Annotated in this window: 20 protein-coding genes, 1 tRNA gene and 1 pseudogene; 7 read left to right on the top strand and 15 right to left on the bottom strand. The window is 40.9% G+C overall.

Annotated features, from left to right (window positions below; all coding sequences use genetic code 11):
* The first annotated feature begins 1,342 nt into the window (after window positions 1-1,342).
* A complete protein-coding gene (locus ACTXGL_RS03400; protein ID WP_443524896.1) occupies window positions 1,343-2,800 on the top strand; it encodes an L-lactate permease in 1,458 nt (485 codons plus the stop codon).
* Between the two features lie 126 nt (window positions 2,801-2,926).
* Here ACTXGL_RS03400 and ACTXGL_RS03395 read toward each other — a convergent pair whose 3' ends face one another.
* Genes ACTXGL_RS03395 through ACTXGL_RS03370 form a run of 6 tightly spaced genes read right to left on the bottom strand, consistent with a single transcriptional unit; the run spans window position 2,927 to window position 8,715 of the window.
* Window positions 2,927-3,004, bottom strand: coding sequence for an IS3 family transposase (locus ACTXGL_RS03395; protein ID WP_443525528.1), 78 nt, complete (start codon window positions 3,002-3,004; stop codon window positions 2,927-2,929).
* A 26-nt stretch (window positions 3,005-3,030) separates the two neighbouring features.
* Window positions 3,031-3,912, bottom strand: coding sequence for a hypothetical protein (locus tag ACTXGL_RS03390; protein WP_443524895.1), 882 nt, complete (start codon window positions 3,910-3,912; stop codon window positions 3,031-3,033).
* The gene (locus tag ACTXGL_RS03385) at window positions 3,863-5,026 is read right to left on the bottom strand and encodes a TniQ family protein (RefSeq protein ID WP_443524893.1); all 1,164 of its coding nucleotides are present in this window, start codon (window positions 5,024-5,026) and stop codon (window positions 3,863-3,865) included. The genes ACTXGL_RS03390 and ACTXGL_RS03385 overlap by 50 nt, the downstream gene beginning before the upstream one ends.
* Window positions 5,026-5,925 (bottom strand): TniB family NTP-binding protein, encoded by a 900-nt coding sequence (locus tag ACTXGL_RS03380; RefSeq protein ID WP_443524892.1) that lies wholly within the window; start codon window positions 5,923-5,925, stop codon window positions 5,026-5,028. Before ACTXGL_RS03380 ends, ACTXGL_RS03385 begins: the two co-directional genes overlap by 1 nt.
* A complete protein-coding gene (locus ACTXGL_RS03375; protein WP_443524890.1) occupies window positions 5,925-8,078 on the bottom strand; it encodes a Mu transposase C-terminal domain-containing protein in 2,154 nt (717 codons plus the stop codon). Before ACTXGL_RS03375 ends, ACTXGL_RS03380 begins: the two co-directional genes overlap by 1 nt.
* A complete protein-coding gene (locus tag ACTXGL_RS03370; protein ID WP_443524888.1) occupies window positions 8,071-8,715 on the bottom strand; it encodes a TnsA endonuclease N-terminal domain-containing protein in 645 nt (214 codons plus the stop codon). The genes ACTXGL_RS03375 and ACTXGL_RS03370 overlap by 8 nt, the downstream gene beginning before the upstream one ends.
* A 140-nt stretch (window positions 8,716-8,855) precedes the next feature.
* Between ACTXGL_RS03370 and ACTXGL_RS03365 the strand changes: the two are divergent.
* Window positions 8,856-9,302, top strand: a pseudogene (locus tag ACTXGL_RS03365) (magnesium chelatase subunit ChlI family protein); the annotation flags it as partial.
* A 61-nt stretch (window positions 9,303-9,363) separates the two neighbouring features.
* Here the strand turns inward: ACTXGL_RS03365 and ACTXGL_RS03360 are convergent.
* The 4 genes from ACTXGL_RS03360 to ACTXGL_RS03345 form a co-directional block, all read right to left on the bottom strand.
* On the bottom strand, window positions 9,364-10,071 hold the full coding sequence (locus tag ACTXGL_RS03360; protein ID WP_443524886.1) for a phosphoglycolate phosphatase: 708 nt from the start codon (window positions 10,069-10,071) through the stop codon (window positions 9,364-9,366).
* 42 nt (window positions 10,072-10,113) lie between these two features.
* Window positions 10,114-10,614 carry a DUF4385 domain-containing protein gene (locus tag ACTXGL_RS03355; RefSeq protein ID WP_443524884.1) on the bottom strand — a complete coding sequence of 167 codons (501 nt, stop codon included), beginning with the start codon at window positions 10,612-10,614 and terminating at the stop codon, window positions 10,114-10,116.
* A 192-nt stretch (window positions 10,615-10,806) separates the two neighbouring features.
* Window positions 10,807-10,882 (bottom strand) — tRNA-Phe (locus ACTXGL_RS03350).
* A 123-nt stretch (window positions 10,883-11,005) separates the two neighbouring features.
* Window positions 11,006-11,428, bottom strand: coding sequence for a hypothetical protein (locus ACTXGL_RS03345; protein ID WP_319050843.1), 423 nt, complete (start codon window positions 11,426-11,428; stop codon window positions 11,006-11,008).
* Between the two features lie 413 nt (window positions 11,429-11,841).
* On the opposite strand from ACTXGL_RS03345, the gene hisB reads away from it, so the two are divergent.
* The 4 genes from hisB to hchA all read left to right on the top strand — a co-directional run bounded on the left by hisB (window position 11,842) and on the right by hchA (window position 15,006).
* The gene (gene hisB / locus ACTXGL_RS03340; protein ID WP_443524882.1) at window positions 11,842-12,489 is read left to right on the top strand and encodes an imidazoleglycerol-phosphate dehydratase HisB; all 648 of its coding nucleotides are present in this window, start codon (window positions 11,842-11,844) and stop codon (window positions 12,487-12,489) included.
* Between the two features lie 8 nt (window positions 12,490-12,497).
* Window positions 12,498-13,133 carry an imidazole glycerol phosphate synthase subunit HisH gene (gene hisH / locus ACTXGL_RS03335; RefSeq protein WP_443525526.1) on the top strand — a complete coding sequence of 212 codons (636 nt, stop codon included), beginning with the start codon at window positions 12,498-12,500 and terminating at the stop codon, window positions 13,131-13,133.
* Between the two features lie 171 nt (window positions 13,134-13,304).
* A complete protein-coding gene (locus ACTXGL_RS03330) occupies window positions 13,305-13,694 on the top strand; it encodes a hypothetical protein (RefSeq protein WP_443524880.1) in 390 nt (129 codons plus the stop codon).
* A gap of 406 nt (window positions 13,695-14,100) precedes the next feature.
* Window positions 14,101-15,006 (top strand): glyoxalase III HchA, encoded by a 906-nt coding sequence (hchA, locus tag ACTXGL_RS03325; protein ID WP_443524879.1) that lies wholly within the window; start codon window positions 14,101-14,103, stop codon window positions 15,004-15,006.
* 103 nt (window positions 15,007-15,109) lie between these two features.
* Here hchA and ACTXGL_RS03320 read toward each other — a convergent pair whose 3' ends face one another.
* Window positions 15,110-16,435 (bottom strand): valine--pyruvate transaminase, encoded by a 1,326-nt coding sequence (locus tag ACTXGL_RS03320; protein ID WP_443524878.1) that lies wholly within the window; start codon window positions 16,433-16,435, stop codon window positions 15,110-15,112.
* A gap of 491 nt (window positions 16,436-16,926) precedes the next feature.
* On the opposite strand from ACTXGL_RS03320, the gene ACTXGL_RS03315 reads away from it, so the two are divergent.
* Complete coding sequence (locus ACTXGL_RS03315) at window positions 16,927-17,787, top strand: DUF4760 domain-containing protein (RefSeq protein WP_443524877.1); 861 nt, start codon at window positions 16,927-16,929, stop codon at window positions 17,785-17,787.
* A 336-nt stretch (window positions 17,788-18,123) separates the two neighbouring features.
* Here ACTXGL_RS03315 and ACTXGL_RS03310 read toward each other — a convergent pair whose 3' ends face one another.
* The 4 genes from ACTXGL_RS03310 to ACTXGL_RS03295 are packed head-to-tail and all read right to left on the bottom strand — an operon-like array spanning window position 18,124 to window position 22,434.
* Window positions 18,124-18,276 carry a hypothetical protein gene (locus tag ACTXGL_RS03310; RefSeq protein WP_443524876.1) on the bottom strand — a complete coding sequence of 51 codons (153 nt, stop codon included), beginning with the start codon at window positions 18,274-18,276 and terminating at the stop codon, window positions 18,124-18,126.
* Window positions 18,277-18,286: 10 nt separating this feature from the next.
* The gene (locus ACTXGL_RS03305; protein ID WP_443524874.1) at window positions 18,287-20,881 is read right to left on the bottom strand and encodes an ABC transporter permease; all 2,595 of its coding nucleotides are present in this window, start codon (window positions 20,879-20,881) and stop codon (window positions 18,287-18,289) included.
* On the bottom strand, window positions 20,881-21,594 hold the full coding sequence (locus ACTXGL_RS03300) for an ABC transporter ATP-binding protein (RefSeq protein WP_443524873.1): 714 nt from the start codon (window positions 21,592-21,594) through the stop codon (window positions 20,881-20,883). Before ACTXGL_RS03300 ends, ACTXGL_RS03305 begins: the two co-directional genes overlap by 1 nt.
* Window positions 21,595-21,645: 51 nt before the next feature.
* A complete protein-coding gene (locus tag ACTXGL_RS03295; RefSeq protein ID WP_443524871.1) occupies window positions 21,646-22,434 on the bottom strand; it encodes an arylesterase in 789 nt (262 codons plus the stop codon).
* Between the last annotated feature and the right edge of the window lie 112 nt (window positions 22,435-22,546).

Below are 22,546 nucleotides of genomic sequence, written 5' to 3'. Positions count from 1 at the left end.
GCTCTAGTCTCATTTTTTCAAAGCAGTAACAAAGCCTGATATCGGATATCTTCGTTACAGACAAAAGTATAGACTAGAATTTTTCCTTTGTATACAGACTTGTCTGTATCTTTATAAAATATAGAATCTGTAGTATATGATGTGCCATAGTGAAATGCCGAACACCGCTGTTTTACCAGTAGCACCTCAACATCTTTCGTCTTTACGTACATCACCAAAGTAAATCTCATTTAATTCGACTTCACCGTCACAGAGATCATCTACTTCAAGAGATAAATAATACTCTATAACAAATATTATTTTATGATGGGAAGGTGCTGCTGTACTCGGTTGAATATTGATTAAGTTAGCTGCTCTTCTAGTAGTTATTTCAGCTATAGAAAGCTCTAACACCCTCAACTGTAATCTTTTAATTAGTTTACAACGAGCTATCTTTATTTTAGTGGTCTAGCATAGTACTTATCTACCATAGCTCCTCTAAATATTAGACCTTTCTTAAAATAAAATATAATTACAATTTGTCTGAAATACTTTGTTGACTTCCGAACAGCTGTTAGGTATAAATTATACAGACAGGTCTGTATAATTCTTAATTATCTATTCTTCTCTTAGGTCATTTATATTTAGCCTACGGAAATCTCATACGTCACATTGTACGAAGGCAAGCGGATTTGAGTGCTATTAGCTTCTTAGATAGGAGTCTGGACTGTCAACATGACTAGGTTAGAACAACTAACATTAGTTATTAACCAAATACTAAGCCTCGCAGTAGCGACACTTAAAGCCTCTAGCTATACAGCCCTACCCTAGTAGATAAATCTGACATAGGCAAACACAATTGGTGACAAAAGAGTAAAACCAATATGATTGGTTCTTTATATGGCAAGACTTTATTTATTGTTAAGTCCTTTAGATATAAAGAGACTCTAATCTTGAAGCTCAACCGTAAATGCATCACGTAATTGATCGCGCAAGCTTCTACAAGAGCAAACGCATCTAAAAATTACTAAACAGGCGGGCCATCTTATTCTTTGGTTACCACCTTACAGCTCTGACTAAACCCTATTAAATAGAAATGGGCACGGGTAAAAAAGTTAAGATGGGGTGCTCATAACAAGAATTAAAACTTTTTTTCAATAATGTCTGCCTTTGCAGTTTTAAAGTGGAATGACTATATATGATAGTCTGATTAATTTAATGTTTGATGATGTTCTCTTAAATTTAGATATTCTAGATTAAGAGTCGAACCATTACATTTATCTAAAAACAGAAGGATTATCATTGATAGATTCCATAAAAGTAAGTTAGCTGTATATATGTATAAATATTACAAAGGATTTTAATGATATTTCTATTATTACTGCCGTTAATCCTAAGCCTTTTGCTTATCATAGGATTTAAGAAAAGTGGTTTTGTATCAGGACTAATAGGCGTGTGTTCTACCCTCGTTATTAGTTACATGATGGAGTCCTTACAACTGGACTTAGGAGTCCTTTACAATTCTTTATTGAATACTATCATTCTTACATTAAGTGCATTCTTAGTTATCTTACCTGGCTTAACTCTGAATAATATACTTGAAGATCATGGGTACAACAGGAGCTTGCAAGGCTACTTAAAAGAAATGCCTATTGATAGAAACCATAAGGTTATGCTTCTGGTCTTTGGTCTTTTGCCTGCACTAGAGTCTATTACTGGCTTCGGTGTATCTCTAATACTAGCCGTGCCTGTTTTTATCTCTCTTTTGAAGCAAGAGACTGCTTTGAAAGTTTCTATGTTAAGTATGAATATCATGCCTTGGGGAACCTTGGGTTTAGCAACGGTTGTTGGTTCCAAAATTTCCAGTCAACCTATTGAATCTTTAGGTTTTCTCACAGCATGTATGAGTTTATTTGTATTTATTGTTTTAGGAGGAATCTGCTCATTCGTCCTCAATGAAAATGAAATAAAATACAAAAATTTTATCTTTGGCATCTCTATTGCTTCAACGATTTCAATATTATTAATGATTTTTAATTATATGGGACAAGTGGAGATTGCTGGAGTACTCTCTGGACTGATAACTTTTCTAATCTTCTTTAGCTTCTTGTTAGTTAAGAATAATTCTAGTCTAACTTCTGAGTATAAGAACATATTGATGAATATATCTCCATATATTCTAGTGATAATCATTCTTGTTATTCTTAAAATTATAGTATCTCTTTTTCCTTATTTAATAGAGTCAACTACCTTTCATGGAGTTGGTGTCGATTTAGTTTTCATCAAAAGTCCTTTTTTAGCTATCGTGATAGCCATACTACTGATCATGAGCAAAAACAAATCAACTAAAATCAGTATTCCTATTAATAAAACAATCAAAGCTTGTTCAACTCTATTTGTGTTTATATTATTATCTCAGTTAATGAACTTTTCACAATTCATAGATGAAATTGTAGTTATTTTAAATAGTAATGAAAACTCATTTTTATACCATGTTTCTTCACCTTTGATAGGTATGCTAAGTGGCTTCATAACAGGGTCTAATCTTGGCGGGAATGCTTTATTGATGGATATGCAAAGTAGCTTAGGGGTAGTTTATAATAGAGAGCTTCTATTTTCGGCGATACAAAATGCCAGTGCGGGATTTGCAGTCTTTACTTCAGTACCTATTATTGTCTTGATACTGACTCTCGCAAAAAACACGCAAAAAAGCTCTTCCAGTATGGAGCAAGTGATGCTCAGGTTTGGCTTAAAATGTCTCGTTCCTATTTATTTTAGTATTGTTCTCGCTGTATTTATTATCGGTAACCTCTCTTTTTAACATGGTAGTCGTTTAATTAATAATCTCAAATTAAGATAGCCATGTATATGGAAAGCTTGAAAATATGGCTTGAAGGTTGTCAATATGTAAATACCCCATTCTTAATATAACCTCATTATAGAATAACTAAGCCACCCGTCTGTACTCAGCGGGTGTCATATTATCAAGTGAAACATGATGTCTCTCATTATTATAGACCTGTATACAAAATACAAAATATTAAAAGCTAATTAAAATTTGGGTAACGCAAACTGTTTATTATCATATTGAACTAACATTAAATTTTCATACTCATTACATGGCTTGATATCTACATCTGATAGCGTTTTTATGCTGATAAAAAATCGATGAAAGTACCTAATACCATAATTGATCCATTGGATCTTTTCCTTATCGTTTATCGGTCTGGTTAACATAGCTAGTGCTATAAATCGCCTCTCAAATTTTTGCCGATCCTTATCTCCAACTATTCTATAAGCTGGCTTAATTGGTATTTTCTTAGATGATCGTTTACAAACGAGATTAAATTGGTGATGACCGTTTAAGTATTGAACAAAAGAAATCATAGCCGTTATATGTCCCTTATTCTTGATCAAGTACCTATCTATTTGAGCTTGTGACGGCGTTTGGCAGCCTTGTAAGCCATAGTGGTGGTATAAACTAATTATGGGTTGAAAGACCGTTCTAACAGAACTTGGCTTACTCTGACGACGCTTCTGTCTTTGATTCAAAAAAAGTAAGTATTCTTGCAGTATGCTTGGTGGATCATCATTAAAGGCGACGAACATTTCTTGGATAGCTGCTTGTGAAATAATAATTTGCTCTGTTGTATCATCGACAAAGATTTGACGAGTTTTTAAAAGCCATCCAAGTACAGGCATATTTTTTTGGACAAAGTGATTATCAAAGGTGTGAGTTATAATCTTATAGGAGGGTATCTTGCCCCATTGTAAGTCGCATTCTTTGAAAAACTCATCAAACCTGTATGCAGGGGCAACGAAGTTTCTTTTGCCCGTCCGACTACGAAGAAATTTACTAAAATCAGTGTAGCTTTGGAATATACTATGACTTAGTTGCTCTTCTAGCTCTCTTGTTGGGTTTTGATTTATCATATATTTTCAACTTCTCAATTCGTAATTGCATTCTTTCCCAAGAATTATTAACCGCCCTTGCTGACTTAGGTTTAGCAGATATCCTGTTTGCTTTAATTTGACGCTTTACAGCTGAAGGAAGCTCATTGTAGATAGGTAAAAAGGCTTTTGGTATGATAGGTCGCTTACCCAACCTAAAGCTATTTTGCGTTAAATTATTTTTCTTACAAGCTAATAGCCAGTCATCAAATTTGATTTTGAGCATCTGGTTGGCGTAGGCGATAAGCATTACTCTTTCCTCGTAGGATAAGTAATCAAACTTTAGCCCCGTTCTAGTTTTGCTTAGCCTAAGACCATCGATACCACATATACCAAGGGTTTCTACTAAATTTTTATAGATTAATTCTTTTTCTAAAGTACTCTTTCTTATGAGGTTGATGAAAAATAATGTCAGCTCAAACCAGTCACCAGAGGTTATTGAATGTCCAAAAACTATTGCTTGATTAGCGCTCAATACTTGTTCAGCCTTCAATTGAAACTCATAAGCATCTGTACATAAAAGTTGATTTACTGCTTCAGCGCTTAGCTTTTCTCGACAATGAGGACATCTATTGATAAATCGGTGATTCGCTTTGATCAAATGTGGTTGATACGGCAATCCGCAGCTAGAACACGAACTTTGTAGTGAAATTAAGTGCTGTTCACAGTAAACTATCCAACTAAATCGCCACTTTAATCTCAAATACGCACTTTTGTCCTCTTGCATACATTGAGCGCAATATTGATGGCCTACCATCGTTTTAGAATGAAATTTGGGAATAGGTAACACCCAAGTAAGGCTAATATTTGGTCGATACTCTAATCCAATATCTTCATTGAACTGTATCAAGCTTCTATTATCAAAAAATTTAGTATCAGTTTGAGCAAGTACAGCCATATCTTGATGTATTTGCTTGTTAATATGATGAAAGCCTTTATCAAAATCATGATGACGCAAATTGTATTTAGACCAGTGATAAAAAAGAATTGTAGAAAGATCGCAGCCTTGATTTAAAGATACCCGTAGTAACCATGAGCTTATGCTTTCATCATCTAAAAGAGGCGTAGCAACGGGTAATGGTTTTACGCTAACCATTACCTGAGTCCTTCGGTTGAGCGAACATCTTTATTTTTAGTCAGAATGTCTTCGGTAATTTGTTCTGTGCCACTAAGAATGGCATCTTTGGCGCAAACTGACAGAAGCCTATGAATATTGCCTAAATTTCCTTTTGAAACGGCATGAATAAGGGCAGCAGTTTTGGGTTGATGCAATTCTGATGGATTCTTAAGCGGAAAAACACTTTCGAGTCGAAAAAGTAATTCTTGAAATCTTTTATCTAATTTCCAAAGAGGGACTTCTACAATATCGAATCGACTAGCATGCTGAGGATCAGTGTGTAGTACACGTTTCGCATCCTGCGTTCCAATACCGACAATCGGTATCTGTAATTCATTGCATAATGTCTTCAAAGCATTCATTACCTGACGTTGCTGTCTTGGTGTACCTGTAAGTAATGAATGAAGCTCATCAACCATGATCATTTTGACTTGATACTCGCGGCATAAATGAAGTACTTGATAGAGCAATGAAGATGCTGAATCTTTCGTTCTATAGGGCATATGGAGTGCCTCTAGAATAGACATATAGAGGTCTTTTTCATTAGTGCTTGAAGGAGCATTTGCAAAAATAACAGGCTTGACTAAAATGCCATTCTCTTCGATTGGCATGCCATGTTTTCTAAAAAAACGATGAGCAATACTGGTTTTGCCGTTATTTGAATCACCGACTATTAAAAGGTTAGGCATTCTTAGTCTTTTTGGGAACCTCAAAAGCCCGTTTAGCTCTAAAATTATATTGTCTGCTACCTCATAATTGACCCAGCGAGCTTCGTTAATAAAATCTAATCGATCGTCATCAGAATATTCTACAAGATGACGGAAATCTTTATATACATGGAGGTAAGACGTTTTGTTATCAGTGATAATTTCATTCATTATTCAATATCTCCAAAATCAAAATCAGTCGTATCTAGAAGTAGACCATTTTGTTCAACGACACTCTTTTCAGGTTTTTTAGAAGCTTGTATTGATGGCTGTAAGTTTGTTTGAATATCATCACTGTTAGTCGGTTCTAGATCGCTGCTAGTATTGGCATTGTTTCTTTTACTCGCCATTATTGTTTTGGCTACGATAGTTTGACTTTTTGCATGTGTCTTTTGACGTTGCGCTTGTCTACGAGCAGACTTCGTTTTTTTAGAAGAATCTTCGATTAAGTCTCGCATCTCGGTTAAAGCTTCATAAATTTGATGTTCATTTATATACTCATTCCCTTTATCAGAAATCTGCTTACGAATCTGTTTATATTCCCACAGACTCATACTTGGTAGCTGCTGGTTAGCAAAGGGGACTGTAAAGTACTGGTGTAAACTTGGATCGTAGAACCAAATTTTACTAATGTCTCTTGGATCACGTCTGAATAAGAAGTGTTTCTTACTTCCATCTTTATTTTTGGCGTTAATAAAAATATTTAAGCAGGGGTCGTAATAGCGTAAGGAGTCTATAGTCACGCCAAAATGCTGGATGGTTCGCTCAAAACTTGGCATGAAGTCTAATAGTAAGGTTTTTGAGTCTTCTGGTAATGATGGTAAGCCTGTACCAATGCTTTCACCATCACCATGAATACCTAGATACCATTGTTCCGTAGGACTTCGTCCTAAAGTGCTATGGATTCGCTTGTGATAAACCTTGGTTATAAAGGTAAGAAGCCAAACCTCGAACTCATCTAAGGTAAGTGTCGCTTCTTTTTCAGAGTCATAATTGTCTTTTTCCTTAATATTAGAAAATGTTGTACCGTTGATGCCATGAACCTCTTTCATAAACGTACCAATGAGACGTTCAATATGTCCACCAAACTGAGGTCTTGCTACTGGTCTAAATTCAAGGTTAATCCCATGAATTTCGCACGAACGAGCCAAGGTGTTTGATCGAAAGTCAGCACCATTATCAACGTGTATCTTTTGAGGATAGCCATACACTTGCCATTCTGTATGGTCAATACCATGTTCAAGTAAAAGACTCTCTTTTTGTAAGATACTTCTTGCGACACACATTGCAACTGAAGTCGCTGATGGTGGATCTAATGATAAGTAATATCCCGTAATCATTCGGCTATAGACATCGATAGCTAGTGTTAAATATGGTCTACCAATAGATTTTCGGTGTTCGTTATCGACTAGCATTAAATCAACAGGTGTATGGTCTATTTGAATCACGCTTAATGGATAATCTGCGTTAGGAAAGGAATGGGGTGTGGGTTTGAATTTTTTTCTAGCTTGCTCTATTTGGCCACGCTTTTTAAGCTGTTCATACTCTGAAATTTGATCAATACGTAATTTGATAGCTTTTTTACTTGGTTTGTCGATCTTTTCCATGGAGCAAATGCGAAAAACTTCGCGATAAGTCTGCTCTAAACTAGCCCTTTGCTTGGTCAAATAAAATGCTTTTATAGCTCTTTGAATAACATCGTCCTGAGCCTTGGTTAGACGTGAGTCACCTTCCTTCCAACCCCGCTTTTTCTCTACCAGTCCTGCAATAGAACCGACAGCCTGATACTGCTTAATCCAGCGGTATAATGAACGAATTGAGACATTAATCTCCTTTGAGCGTTTCATGATCAATTTTCGATGATTATAGCTATGCTCAGTATTGATAATAGGTTTAATTGCCTCAAACTTTGACTGTGCTTTTTGCCATTCTTCATCGCCAATAGCACTAATATCGACATTAATATGATCATTATTCTGATCTTTAATGTTTGACAAACTTTGTATGTTAACGATACTGGTTTTACTCGTTTCAACACTACGAACTACGACCTCTGTACTCTCGTTTAAGTACTCGACTAGCTCATAGTGTTTATTATCAGACTTATTTAGATAGGTTTTTCCTTTACGCAAATCAATACGTCCACGCCTGATTTCAAACCTATCTAAACCCTCATCATCATGGTCAATCATGAAACCATATCCTTTCGTTGTTGGTATTGACTCATCTATTGTATCTACATCAATACCTAGTTCTTGAAAATCATCTAAATGCCTGTCAAAGATAGATGCATTAGCTTCTATAATTCTACTATTATTATTCATAATCCACCCATACCTCTGTTAAGTCATTAATTTCAAGGAATAAATTAAACTTTAATTGTTTAGTAGCAAGTAAATGATAAATTATTCTTAATCCGTGATTGCGCAAAAAAGAGCCTAGGTAAAAACGGGTTAATAGGTAATCTATGGTAGTTGTACCCATAAGCCTAACCTGCTCTAAAACCGCTTCCTTATCCTCTTCTTCGATTGCAGAGTTTTTGAACTTCATTAAGAGATTAATATTGTTCAAAGCTGTATTCTTGATACGACTCTCATCATAGATATGAAATACATAACCATTGTCTTTACAATAGCACTGCATCGTCTTCCACTTATCCGACCAGTCTCTCCAGTTCGCTTGCCATAGATCATGTGGTTTAACCTCAATAATCATATTTGGCTTACCAGCATATTCTGCGAACTTGATAAAAAAGTCAGGGGTATATTTATAAGTAATGCCATTCTTGACGAAGGGTATAGTAATTGGTTGAGCAATTATATCCTCCACATCTTCTCGAAAGGCATGGACTATAATTAAATCACGCTCTAAAGTTGATTCATAAGGCAATGATCTACCTTTATATGGAATTCTTCCTGATACGCTCATTCTAGTCGGTTTTATTTTACGCATTTGTTTCATAATAATTTGTCGCTTATTTAGTACTTATTAAAATTTATGACAGCTATTTGGTGTATCTTTGTCATTTAATTGGTAGGTATTGGAATAGAAAAGAGGTGATATTGAAGGGTATTGTGCCAGTAATTGGAAGTTATTACACGTGCGGTTATGATGGCGATACCTCAGGGCGTTGTCGTTGTCGACCAGAACAAATCAAACGCTACCAAGACAAATTATCAGGGCCGCTATTAGATCGTATTGATCTGCATATCACCGTACCAGCGCTGCCTATTGCTGACTTGCAAAACACGCAGGCAGGTGAGACGTCTAAGCAAGTGCGTACTCGAGTAGCGACTGCGCATCAGCAGCAGTTAAAACGGCAACAAAAAGTCAATAATGAGCTTAGTCCTAGTGAGATCGATCAGTACATTGAGCTGGGTGATAGTGAAAAGCAACTATTGCAGCTTGCCCAGCAGCGTTTGAACCTCTCTGCTCGTGGTTATCATCGGGTACTGCGAGTTGCTCGCACCATCGCTGATCTGGCCAATAGTACTGATATTAATAGCGCCCATGTGTCTGAGGCACTGAGCTATCGCAGCAAAGCGTAACCTTGGTTTTAGCAGATTTTTTGGCAAGTTCTTCTGAACACTAGGCAGATATTGTTACGGATTAAATGCTATCTGCCATAACCCAAGCCACCAAGTCGGCAAAATTATCAAATGCTGCGGTCGGGTTTAGCTCACGAATATCTTGTCCGTAATTATAGCCATAAGACAGTCCAAGCGTATCCATATTGGCGTTTTGTCCAGCCAATATATCGTTTCTAGAGTCGCCAATCATTATTGCTTGAGCAGCATCAATATCAAGATTTTTGCAGACGTGTAGTAGGGGCGCTGGGTCTGGTTTTTTGACAGGTAGACTGTCACCGCCCATCACTTCACTGAACAAATCATGCCAGCCAAATGACTGTAGTATTTTTGGGACAAAACGAATGGGTTTGTTAGTCACCAAGGCAAGCGTATAGCCAGCGGCATGGAGTTTTTTGAGTCCTTCGTCGACATCGGGATAGGCGACAGTTTTACTACCGCTTAGCTCGTTATATGCATCAAGAAATACGCGTTCTGCGTGATTGGCTTCCTCAACCGTTAACTCGCTGTCTGCTACTTCTACTCTACCCACCAGCGCGCGCTCTACCAGCAACCGTGAACCATTGCCTATCCAATTGCGTATCGTTTCGATAGGGTAGGTTTCCTTACCAAGGCTGGTCAGCATAGCATTGGTCGCATCAGCTAAATCGGGCACGCTATCAATGAGTGTGCCATCAAAATCAAAGATCAAAAGTTGCTTGTCGTTATTGTTCATTTCTTTTTTACTCATTGCTTTGCCTACTGGTTAAAGGGTTTGCGTTTGCTCTTGTAGTTACTCGACATCTTTATAAAGCTCGCGATGCTCTTTTTTCATCCTTAAATAATCCTTATTCTCTCGGCACTCGTCCCATTTGACCTTAAAGATTCGCGCAGACTCTGCTTTGATAGGATCCTCGATTTGCCTTGGCAATTCTTCGCGACCATGAGCACCGCTTTGACCTTTTTTATCATCAGGGACCGCGCCTTTATACTTTTTGCCGCCTTTATGATTGGCATAGCGACGAGCGCGGGTATAGCCCATTTGTATAAACTTACGCGCCATATCCGCACCAACAAAATCATCGTCGGCCAAGTAGTCCAAAAACATCTGATAAATAGTCTCACTACTCTCGGTGGCGATATCAGGCGTGGCAAAGCGCCAGTGCGGTAAGATTTCAGACTTATAAGGTTCTACCAGTAGCACCCCTTGCTCACCGCGGCCCACACGATACAATTCAGGCTGAGCGCGCAAATCTAAGTTTTTGTAATCTAAGTCGTAATCAAATTCTCTCATAATGGCTACCCTTGCTCTTTATTATAATTGGTATCTACTCACATATGGTTATTGAGTATACTGAGCCAAGCTGTTTAGAAAACAGGATAGAAATGTTATGCAATAGTGACGGTGTGCGACAAGCATGAATAACAGGCATAAAAAAAGCCCCAAACATCGCTGTTCGGGGCTTTTTAGAATTCTATTAACGAATGGTGGCTCGAGGCAGGTTCGAACTGCCGACACACGGATTTTCAATCCGTTGCTCTACCGACTGAGCTATCGAGCCGTCTTCGTTGAGGTCGCTATTAAACTAAATATACGCGTCGCTGTCAAGCTGTTTTTGAATTATATCTGATAAAAGACGATAAATAACTAGATATGGGCAGAATTAACAGTTTTAGCGCTCAGTTTAGTCTTTTACGCGCAGCAGTTCGTACTCGCTCATGATACGGTGAATATCAGTATCAGCCGGGACAAACTCACGGACGCCTTTTTTGACTTCCGCATCATAGACCAATTTGATAAATTTGGCATCGATGGCGCGTTTGCGGTTCTCTGGGTGTACTGTGAGATATTGCAAACGTTTGGCATCGGTCTGTCCATCATCAAAACACCCAACCGCAGCGATAGGTTTGTCATTGAACATACCGACATATAGGGTCTGTCCGCGTTTAAACCCTTGCTCAACGATATTTAACACCTCAGTACCATTAGGCTGCGTATCATCGCTATCGTACAATGCCTGCAAACGCTCTGCTAGCTCATTGTCGCGAGATGGTTTTTTGATGAGTGGTGCATCCAAACTATTGATGGCAATCGCTTCTAAAGGCATAGTGGTTCCTATAAATAAAGGGTTTTTATAGTATAAGGGTATAGTACGGCACAGCACAAAGTCATAATACGGCACAACGTTAAAGGGTAGGCTACAGAATAGAGTATCTAAAAGTTGGTGCAAGTCATGATTGATAATACTCAACACACTATTTTAGCAGAATGAGGTGATTTTGTGCATGGTTTGGCCCTTGAGCGTGGCAGTAAATGTTAGGGTTTGCTATGATGAGGCTACATAATATTAAGTACGTATAAACCCTAATATATTGATATCTTTTGTATATATCATTTTTTAATACTTGTATTGCTAGTGCTGATTAGAGTGCTGGCAGAAAACATAATATAAAGTAATGGGTATTTTTTGCACTACTTATTGACCGCTTTTCACTGATAAAGAACCGATAGAGAGTAGCCATGACAGCCAATGCAACTGAGCAAAATCAAGCAACAAACCTAAATCTACATGGTCGCCCTGAGCGTATTGCGACTGTCGAGCGCATCACCGCCGAAACGCAAATCACCTGTACCGTCAACCTCGATGGGACTGGTAAAGGTGTGGTAGACACGGGTGTGCCATTTTTGGATCATATGATTGATCAAATTAAGCGTCACGGTTTGTTTGATCTAGATATCAAATGTGTTGGCGACACCTTTATCGATGACCACCATAGTGTCGAAGATACGGGTATTACGCTGGGTCAAGCATTCAACAAAGCATTGGGCGATAAGAAAGGCATCCGTCGTTACGGACATTTTTATGCGCCGCTAGACGAAGCGCTGACCCGCGCAGTGGTTGATCTATCAGGTCGTCCAGGGCTGCACATGGATATTCCATTCACCCGCTCGCACGTTGGCCGCTTCGACGTTGACCTATTCAGTGAGTTCTTCTATGGGTTCGTCAATCACTCATGGATGACCGTACATTTGGATAATCTCAAAGGTAAAAACAGCCATCATCAGATCGAATCAACCTTCAAAGCCTTTGCGCGTGCGCTACGTATGGCCTGTGAATATGATGAGCGTGCATTGAACACCTTGCCATCGACCAAAGAGGCGTTTTAATGGCTAAAGTGACTAAAGTAGCATTACTAGATTATGGCATGGGCAATCTGCACTCAGCTGGCAAAGCGTTGTCAGTCGTTGGCGCAGACGTCTCTATCACCAATGACCCAAAAATCGTAGCGGCAGCAGATAAGATCGTCTTCCCTGGGGTCGGTGCCATGCGCGATTGTATCGCTGGTATGAGAGAGGCTGGCATCGATGAGGTCATACGCCAAGCAGTGTTCAACAAGCCCGTCATGGCTATCTGTGTGGGTATGCAGGCGTTGTTTGAGCAATCCGCTGAAAATGGCGGCACAGATTGCCTTGGCATCTTAAACGGCACGGTAGAAGCATTCGATCCGACGTGGACTGACCAGCAAGGCGCTACGATAAAAGTACCGCATATGGGCTGGAATACTATCAATGAGATGGATACCGATCATCCGCTGTGGCACGGTATTGAGGACAACGCGCATTTTTATTTTGTACATAGCTATTACTGCGAGCCTGCTGATAGTGCGCAAGTCGCGGCGGTATGTGACTATGGTCAACCGTTCTGTGCCAGTGTTATCAAAGACAATCTATTCGCCACCCAGTTCCATCCAGAAAAAAGCCATACTGCTGGCTTGCAACTGCTCAAGAATTTTGTAGAGTGGAATATATAGATAAACGATAAATATAAATTGAATATTTAATTTAGCAAAGGGTAGATTATCAATTGTATAATCTACCTTTTTTGTTCTCTATTATTTTCATTCTTAGTTGTTGATTCTCAGTTATTATTGTTTGGTGATACGCTCAATTACTTCTTGCTCGCTTATATTTGGAATACTCTATTGGAATTTACCGATTTTAAACTCAATATGGTTGAGATTACGGGTCTTGCCAAAGATGCTTTACATATCTATGTCGGTATTGGTGTCTACCTGCTTTGTCTATTCTTACTGCGTCCTATCATCAAAAGCCAAAATATCAGAGCATTTATCGCTTTGATTGTTGTGACTGGCGTGGCGTTATCTGGTGAATACTTGGACAATCGCCATATCATCATACCCAAAGGGCTCCTAGCTTTAGAAATGGTGGATATAAAGGCCAGCCTGCACGATCTAATGAATACGTGTTTGCTACCCTATGTGCTCTTTGCGCTCAATAAATGGACGACGGTCTTTCACCCAACCAATAAATCTACTTCAATAACCAAACGCCATAAAAAAACGGACTATTAATCAGTCCGTTTTTATTTGTTCGTTTGAACTTACGACTATTTGCTTTGTGCTTAATTATAAAGCTCACGAAACACTTCCGACAATCGCTTTGATACCATGCTTTTGCATTTGTTTGTCAAGAGCAGTACTCCTATAAGAACATCACACAAATGACTTCTAAAATAGCTTTTACCTAAATCGGTCGCTATTGCAGCGGTTGTGATTTGACAGATCAAACACGCTCTCTTTACAAAGCTTACGAAATATAAAAAGTCTTGTCTATTTAACCCTTTCTCAGTTTGTTATCTTAAGATAAAAGGGTAGCGGTATCGGCGTATATCTTAAGCATATTGTCTTTAGATACTGCCTTTAGATATCGCCTGACTCGGTATCGATCCTCCATAATTAATAATAACTAGGAAGCACTATGAATATCCAAGAAATACTAGACAATGCAAAAGAAACGTTAGGGTTGCAAGCACAAGAAACCGAAGCGGGAGTATATATTCCTTCCAAGTCATCTTTGAAATTGGCGGCCCCAAGTAAAACTAATTATGACAATACAGAGTATGACACGCCGTATACGGGCAATAAAAAAATCCTCATGGTCTGTACCGAGCAGCAATACATGACTATGGAAAACGGTAAAAAGTTTGATACCGGCAATCACCCTGTTGAAATGATGGTGCCCTTATTGCATTTTAAAAAAGCGGGTTTTGACGTGGACGTCTTTACGCCAACAGGAGCGTCTGTCAAAGTTGAGCAATGGGCGATGCCAGAAGATGATGACGACGTTAAACAATTATACGCTGAGTATCGGTCAAAGCTTGAGAGTCCGAACAGTATTGCTGACTTTGTCAAAAATGACATGGCCGATAGCGACGACTATGCAGCGATTTTTATTCCAGGTGGTCATGGCGCGATGCTAGACTTGCCTGAGGACAAGAACCTTGGCGAATTGCTACGCTGGGGCCATGAAAATAACTTGTTTACCTTAGCGATTTGCCATGGACCTGCCGCTTTATTGTCCGTCAATCTAAACGGTTCTGATAAGGCAGATGATAAGTCCGAGCGCGACTTTATCTTTAAAGGCTATGAGATGGTAGCGTTCCCCACTGGTATGGATAAGCAAATGCCAAAAATTGGCTATCTGCCCGGTACGATGCCATGGTACTTTGGTGAAAAGCTTGAAGACCTAGGCGTCACTATTAGCAATAAACTGGCCACCGGTAGCACTCATCAAGATAGAAAACTGATCTCAGGAGATGGACCATTAGCTGCCAATGAGTTTGGTAAACTAAGCGCTAATGAATTACTAAAAGCGCTTAGCTAAAAGGGTGGCAAACCGTTCACCTAAAATAAAATAGACCATTTCAGAGCATAAAAAAACGGACTATTAATCAGTCCGTTTTTTATTCGCTCGTTTGAGTCTATGACTACTTGTTCTGTGCTTCATCATACAGCTCACGCACCACATCCCCAATCACTCTAATACCATCCGTCAGTGTCTGCTCATCGGCGGCGATACTCATGCGGATACACTCATGGGCATGCTGATAATTGGTCACGTCAACACCGGGGAAGAAGTACTCGCTTGGTACAATCAACGTGCCTTTTTCTTTGAGACGCTCATACAGCTCAAGGGTGCTAATCGGCAAGTCTTTAAACCATAACCAAAAGAATATCGCGCCTTCAGGCTTATGAATCATTAGCGGATAGTCGCCCAATGCGTCTTTTAACAGCTTCACCGCGAGTGTCGCTTGCTGTTGATAAAACGGTTTAATCTCATTATCGGATAGCTGTTTGATACGATCGTTTTCTACCAATGGCGTGGCAATTGCTGCACCAAAGCGTGTCGGTGCTAGATTGACTACCGCATTCATCGCGCTGACCGCTTTAATCACTTCGGCATCAGCCACGATAATACCCGTACGCATACCGGGCAAGCCAATTTTGGACAGGCTAAAACACAGAATCGTATTGTTATCCCAATTTAAAGTGACATCAGAATAGATGATATTTGGGAAAGGCATACCGTAGGCGTTATCGATGATCAGTGGTATGTCATAGCGTTTGGCAATCTCGGCGAGATGCGCCATTTCGTCATCGGTCAGCACGTTACCCGTTGGATTGGTCGGGCGTGAGCAGCAAATTGCGCCGATACGACCTTCTTTTAGCGCTGATAAGTTCTCTAACGCATCAAAATCGACACGATATTTAAAGAAGCCTTCCTCGCCATCATGCGTCACTTCATCGATATGCGGCAATACGGCGGTGAAATGCTGACCTTCCACATGCACATCGCTATAGCCGATATACTCAGGGGTCAATGGCAGTAGAATGGACTTGTCGACAGATTCGCTCTGCTCGTTTGTGAACGCACCGCCAAACAGATTAAACAGGTAGAAAAACGCATTTTGTGAGCCATTGGTCAGGGCGATGTTGTCCGCTGTGAGGTTCCAGTCATAATGACGGTTAAAGAAGCCAACCAACGCATCGATAAAGGCAGCATCGCCTTGCGGATTGGAGTAGTTCGCCATGCTGATAATCGCGCTACTATTGGGTACGCCCGCATCGTTATCAACACCTAGCGCCTTATAGGTCTCCAAAAACAGCTCATTGACGGCATCAATTTTGGCAGGGTTACCACCGCCCAGCATGTTGACTGGCTGATCGCTTTTTAGCGCATCGCCGAGATCATCCATCAATTGCGAGATGCCAGTGGGCTGGGTAAATTTTTGACCGAACTTTGAGAATTTCATAAGGCTACCATGCTGTTTGGGAGGGTGTTATAAGTGGGTATTTAACCGATAAAGTTGGGCTAGTATAGCAAAAGGTGGTGATGAGGGTAGAGGTGTTCAGGAGTAGATGTGGATTGAAAAGAGTTTAGTTTATACATATTATTAATATAATTATCATATAGAAGTCTTGTTCATCCCTAACCTGTCGTGTATTCTAAAAATTATCTATTGACAAAACAGAGTATTTTGTGTATAATTAAGCCTCTGCTTAGCCAGCCGTTATTATTTTGATAATAACGGCTGGCTAAGCAGAGGCAGAAAAGTAAACTAATATTCGTTTCTATTTACGTGAACTAATACTGACACCACATTGTCGTGCATAAAACTTTTATACTATGTATTGTATTTTTTATCTGTAAATCAAATTAATAGGGAAGTGAAATTAAGCTTACAATTCTACTTAACTAGGAGAGTTTAAATGGTAAAATTTAATATGTTCAAAAAGGTCGCTCATGAAGGATGGGATGGTTAAACTAACAAGAAAAATCAAATTACCTATAATAACCCCTATTGTATTGTTTACATTAGGGGTTATTTGGTTGTGGTGGCACTATCAGATAAATTATTCAGATGCTGTAACGTCCGCTTCAGGTGGAGCAACGGTACGAAGCTTCCAGGATAGCGTATATAGAGTGGTTCTTGGATCTTTTCCTAGCTATCTTTTAGTGGCTGTAGCTACAATAGGTTTATACTTAACTTATCAGTCCATACAAAGTAGTAAGTCTACTAGTAGGAAACAACTAACAATACAACTTGTGACAGAGCTTAATGAAAATAAGAGACTGCAAAATACTAAGAACTTGATTTTTGTTAAAGGAAACGATCTACCCCAATATTATAGTCAGCTAGACAATCATAAGTACAAAAACAAATCCGATGAGGAAATATCAAAAGAAATTAGACATAAAGAAGATTTTACAATATTTGAACATATAAAGATAAACAAAAATCTTCTAAAAAATGAAAAGAAAAGAAAAGTAGATGTCGAAGAAGAGAAAAAGAAAAGGTATAAGAGAATATTAGAGGATGAAAAGTTAAAAGATGATATCCATTATGTATTAAATTATTATGAACACATCGCTCTAGGTATACGTGTAAAAGCTTTTGAAGAAGAGCTTTTTAAGAATCTACACTATTCTAGTTTTATGAAACTATGGAAATATGCTCATCCGTTAATTATTCGGATTCGAGCCATAAGTGGCAAAAAGACTATCTATCAAGAAATAGAGTATTTAGCAAGAAGGTGGGATAATGAACCCATAAAGATGCACTCTCTTAGCGTAGAAATAATTGATGATGAGAAAATCAATTGAAATATTTACATATTAGGAAGATAAGCTGTTTTATATAAATGAAATTATTCCTGTTCCTATCACTCTTTGTCCAGATATTAGTATAGTATTCCAGTCGGGAATAAAGTGCTTATTTTAAGTTAGATACAACTTATAATTGCGAAATTTTAAATAAGCCCTATCCATCAGACTTTAGTGAAATTATCACTTTTGATGTGCCACACAGTTTCTCATGACTACCAAACGTTAGATGCTTGACCAAAAGTTGTTCAAGCTGTGTCAGTTCTTGCTGATACTTTTCGATACCTAATGTAGACAATATATCTTCGAGTTCAAGCGCATAATGAATAATAGGCGCTACCCTTTTAAGTCATCATTACCTTCAATTCTCGATAATCCACCAGGGCTGAAAATCAAAAAATGAGCTTGGTCGATGCTAATTTCACCAAGGCGTAAAAGTCGAATAACCCCTATCAGAAAAGTACTCACTATTAGATCATTTGAATTCATAGCACATCTCCTAAATCATCGCCCTGACTCTAGCCATAATCCCGCGCCCAATCACCAATCTTACATAAATAATGGCAATGGCAAACAGCAATACGATTAACGCTGCACCGCCAATAGCCAAGCTCATCCACGGCACACTAAACTGTAGATTAAACCACTGCGTAATAGCCGCCCATGCGCCAACGCTGGCGATGACCACCGCAAATGTCGCCGCGCTAATACCAAGCACGCCCAGCTCCAAGATATTGAGCATATACAAGTCGCGCTTTTGCATACCGAGCAGTCTAAATGACGCGCTGTCTTTCATACGATCTTGTGACGTAGACAGTAGCGAGCTGATCAGTACCATGACCCCAGTGAGTAGGGCAAGCAAAGTGAACACATAGACCAAGCGGCTCATTTGTACCACCAGCTCTTGGATTTGCTTCGCAATAGCAGTCCCATCAATCGTCGTGACAGCAGGGAACTCGCGTACCAGTTTGCCTTGTAGCTCTGGAATGGCATCTTCTGATACGTGCGCAGTAGCAAACTGAATCTGCGGCGCAGCGGACAGCACCGACGGCTCAAACAAGAAGTAAAAATACGGGCTGGGGCCACGCTCATAGCGCGTGCGGATACTGGTAATCTGCCCGACGATTTCGATACCTTGAATATTAAAGCGTACCTGATCACCCATACCGACATTGAGCATACTGGCGGCAGTGTCCAAGATGGATAAGGGTTTGACTTGCTGATCGGCATCATCGATAGGCGTATAGAGCGCATCGTCTGTGAGCGAGTCAACGATATACTCGGTATCCATCACCGTATCTGCGTAGCTTAAGTTAAACACCCGCGTAGGATCATCAAAGCCATCTTCAGGCTCGATATCTTTTGCTGGTACATCGTTCGCCGTCTCCACACGGGCGCGAATGACTGGGTAATAGGTGACAGGTGCGTCAATGATCGTATCAATCTCATCGTGTTGATCGCTCTGCACATCGAGCAAAAACAGATTGGGCGCGTCTTCAGGATAGGCATTGATAAACTGCGCGTTGATACTGTGATTGAGGGTGGTGATGAGCGTCAGCACCGCGACCGATAGCGATAAGGTGACAAAGAATAATGCTGATTGATTGCCTTTACGCGCCAGATTATGAATGGCGATACGCTGCATCCAACTGACCTTGGTATTGCTCGCTAACTTATTAAGCAGCCATAGCCACCCACGCGCCAGTAGCCAAAATATCGCTACAAAGCCGATCAATCCGCCCAATAACTGCGCGCCTAATGACAGCGAGCCAACTTCATAAGCGAAGAAGGCATAGAGTCCTGCCAGCACGATGCCATACCATAGTAACGGCGTGCGTCGATACCACGGTAGGTTTTGCGCCTGCGTACTCGCCCCTTGATTGAGTAGGGTGGCGGGTTTGGTGGTATTTAACGTACTTAATCCACGCTGCGCTATCAGTAGGGTCAGAGCTAATGCAATGAATATGGTCTTGATCGCACTGATTGGATTGATGGCGAGACCCACGTCAGCAGGCAAGATAGCCACGAGATACGGCTGACCGATTTTAAGCAAACCTAAACTCAGGATAATCGCGGCGACACAAGCAATGGCGGTGGTGACGATAAGCAGTTGATAATAGCTGCGCTTAAGTGAGCCAAGCGGTTCACCTAATGCCAAGCGAATCGCATTATTGGATTGTTGCTTGGTGACAAACGCGCTAATGACGCCATACATGGCGACGGCCGAGAGTAGCAATACGGCGATGACCAGCAGTTTTAAGAACATCAATACATTGTCAGAGATACGGGACACAGAGGTGTCTTCGGACTCGGCTTCAGACAGCTCGATATCAGGATAATTGGTCAGGATATCTGTGAACGCATCACGCTGCGTCGTTATCAGCTCAGGATCACCTGCTATCTCAATACGGTAATTGACGCGGCTACGCTGACCGAGTAGGTTGGTCGCTGCCAAGGCATCTTGTTTCATCAACACCCGCCCACCAAAACCAAACGCGGTCAAAGGTCGGTCAGGTTCTTTGGTCAGCACATCACTGATGGTAAACTGCGCATCGCCAATAGCTATACGGTCACCGACACTAGCGTTTAGGCTACTAAGCACTTCTGGTGCAACGACGACATTGTCAGAGGTCAGCTGATCCCATAGCGGCTGTCCTGAGGCCAGTTCAACATCGCCGTATAAAGGGTAGGACGGTGAGACGGCTTTGACGCGGGCAAGCAAGGTTTGCTCATCAGTGACCAGCATGGCGCTAAACTGATAATCGTATACGACCTGCGTGTCAGGGATTGTGTCTACTTGTGTCAATACGTCGCTTGACCAATCCTGCTTGCCGTTCAAAATCAAATCGCCACCAACGAGTGCACGCTGATTGTCATTGATATAGCGATCAACAGATTGCTGCACCGAGTCGAGGGTCAGATAGGTGGCAAGCGATAGGGTGAGCGTCAGCAAAAACAATACTGGATAGACCCAGCGTTGCCACCAGCTACGGCTGAGTGCTTGCGAGCCTAGCGTCTTGGTAAACAGTTGATTGAGCATACTAGTATCAGTATTTTTAACATCAGTTGATTGGTTTTCTGTGCGTTGATTCATTAGGTTACAATCCGACCATCATGCATGGTAATGACGCGATCCGCCATCTCGGCAAGCGCAGGATCGTGAGTCACCACGACCAATGCCGAGCCAACCTGCTGGCGCAAATCCAATAATAGCTGCATGACCTGATCGGCATTTTGCTCATCGAGGTTACCTGTTGGCTCATCGGCGAACACAATCTTTGGGTGCGACACCAATGCCCTTGCCACCGCTGTACGCTGCTGCTCACCGCCTGATAACTGATTGGGTAAGCTGTGACGGCGATGACCTAAGTCGACCGCGTCAATCAGCTCGTCTACTCGCGCTGGGTTTGAGCGCCGTGCAATATCTAATGGGAAGGCGATGTTTTCGGCGACGGTTAGGGTGGGCAGTAGATGAAATGACTGAAAGACAAAGCCCATATCCTGTTGGCGGATAACGGCAAGCGCGTCTTCGTCCAAACTGCTGAGCGTTTGATCTGCCAAAGTAACCGTGCCGCTATCGGGGTAGTCCAATGCGGCAAGTAGTCCTAGCAAGGTCGATTTGCCTGAGCCTGATTTGCCCATGATGACCACAAACTCGCCAGCGTTGACGTGGATATCGACGTCTTTGATGATAGACAGGCTTTGCTCGCCGACTTGCACGGTTTTGTTTAACTGGGAGGCGGTGAGTAGGACAGCTTTTTTAGTATCTACTGGCGGTGTTGATGTGGCAGTCGAAGGTGATGTCATTACAGTGTCTCGTTAAGTGGTCTCGTTTGTCGTGTTTTCGGTCATTTCGGCCTAAGGGGTTTCGGCTGCTGTGACTTCTTCTAGCGTGGGTGCTAAGACAGGCAAGATATTGTCATTGACGATGATGGTGTAGCCTTCCTTCGTCGGATGAATCGCATCCGCTTGGTTGAGCGCGCGGTCACCGCCCACACCCTCTAAGAAAAACGGAATAAGGGTGACGTTCATGTCTTTTGCTACGCGAGGATAGATATCTGAGAACGCGGCAACATAGTCATCGCCTAAGTTGTCATAGATTGACATCCCGCCCAAGATGACGACACTGCCATTGTCTTGTAATCGTTTAACTGCCGTACGAATATTCGCTTCAATCGTTGCTACATCGATACCGCGTATAGCATCGTTTGCACCAATGGTCAAAATCGTCACATCAGGTTTGGTTTGTAGCACCCAGTCAAGACGATTGACCAGTCCAGTACTGGTTTCACCACTCAGCCCTGAGTTGATGACCTCGGTATTCTTATACCCCATGGCTTGCAGACGATCTTCTAACTGCGCAGGGTAGTTGTCATCTTTATCCACCCCAAGACCTTCTGTCAATGAATCACCAAGCGCCAAAATAGTCAGGGGCGCGTCGTTGACTTGGATATCGGTGGATACGTCGGCATTAGTGTCTACAGACGTCGTATTGGCTGGACTAGTAGTCGTCTCAGTACTCGTACTCTGTGTTTCAGTGGTGTTGGTAGATTCAGTAGGCTCCGTCTCTTTTTGACAGCCACTGATAGCCATGACAGCCGCGAGCGTGACGATAGCAGGCAAGAAACGTAAGGGGGAGTTCATCATGGGAGTTGTGTCCTATAAGCAATCAAACCAGTGTAGCAAAATAAGACAGCAACCAATATTGCCCTAAGGTTAATTTAGAGACAGGTTTATTGCGCTTTAGAAATTAAAGAAT

It is taken from the genome of Psychrobacter sp. T6-6, from assembly GCF_052258185.1.
Taxonomy (GTDB): domain Bacteria; phylum Pseudomonadota; class Gammaproteobacteria; order Pseudomonadales; family Moraxellaceae; genus Psychrobacter.
This window is presented reverse-complemented; position numbering and strand designations above follow the sequence as displayed.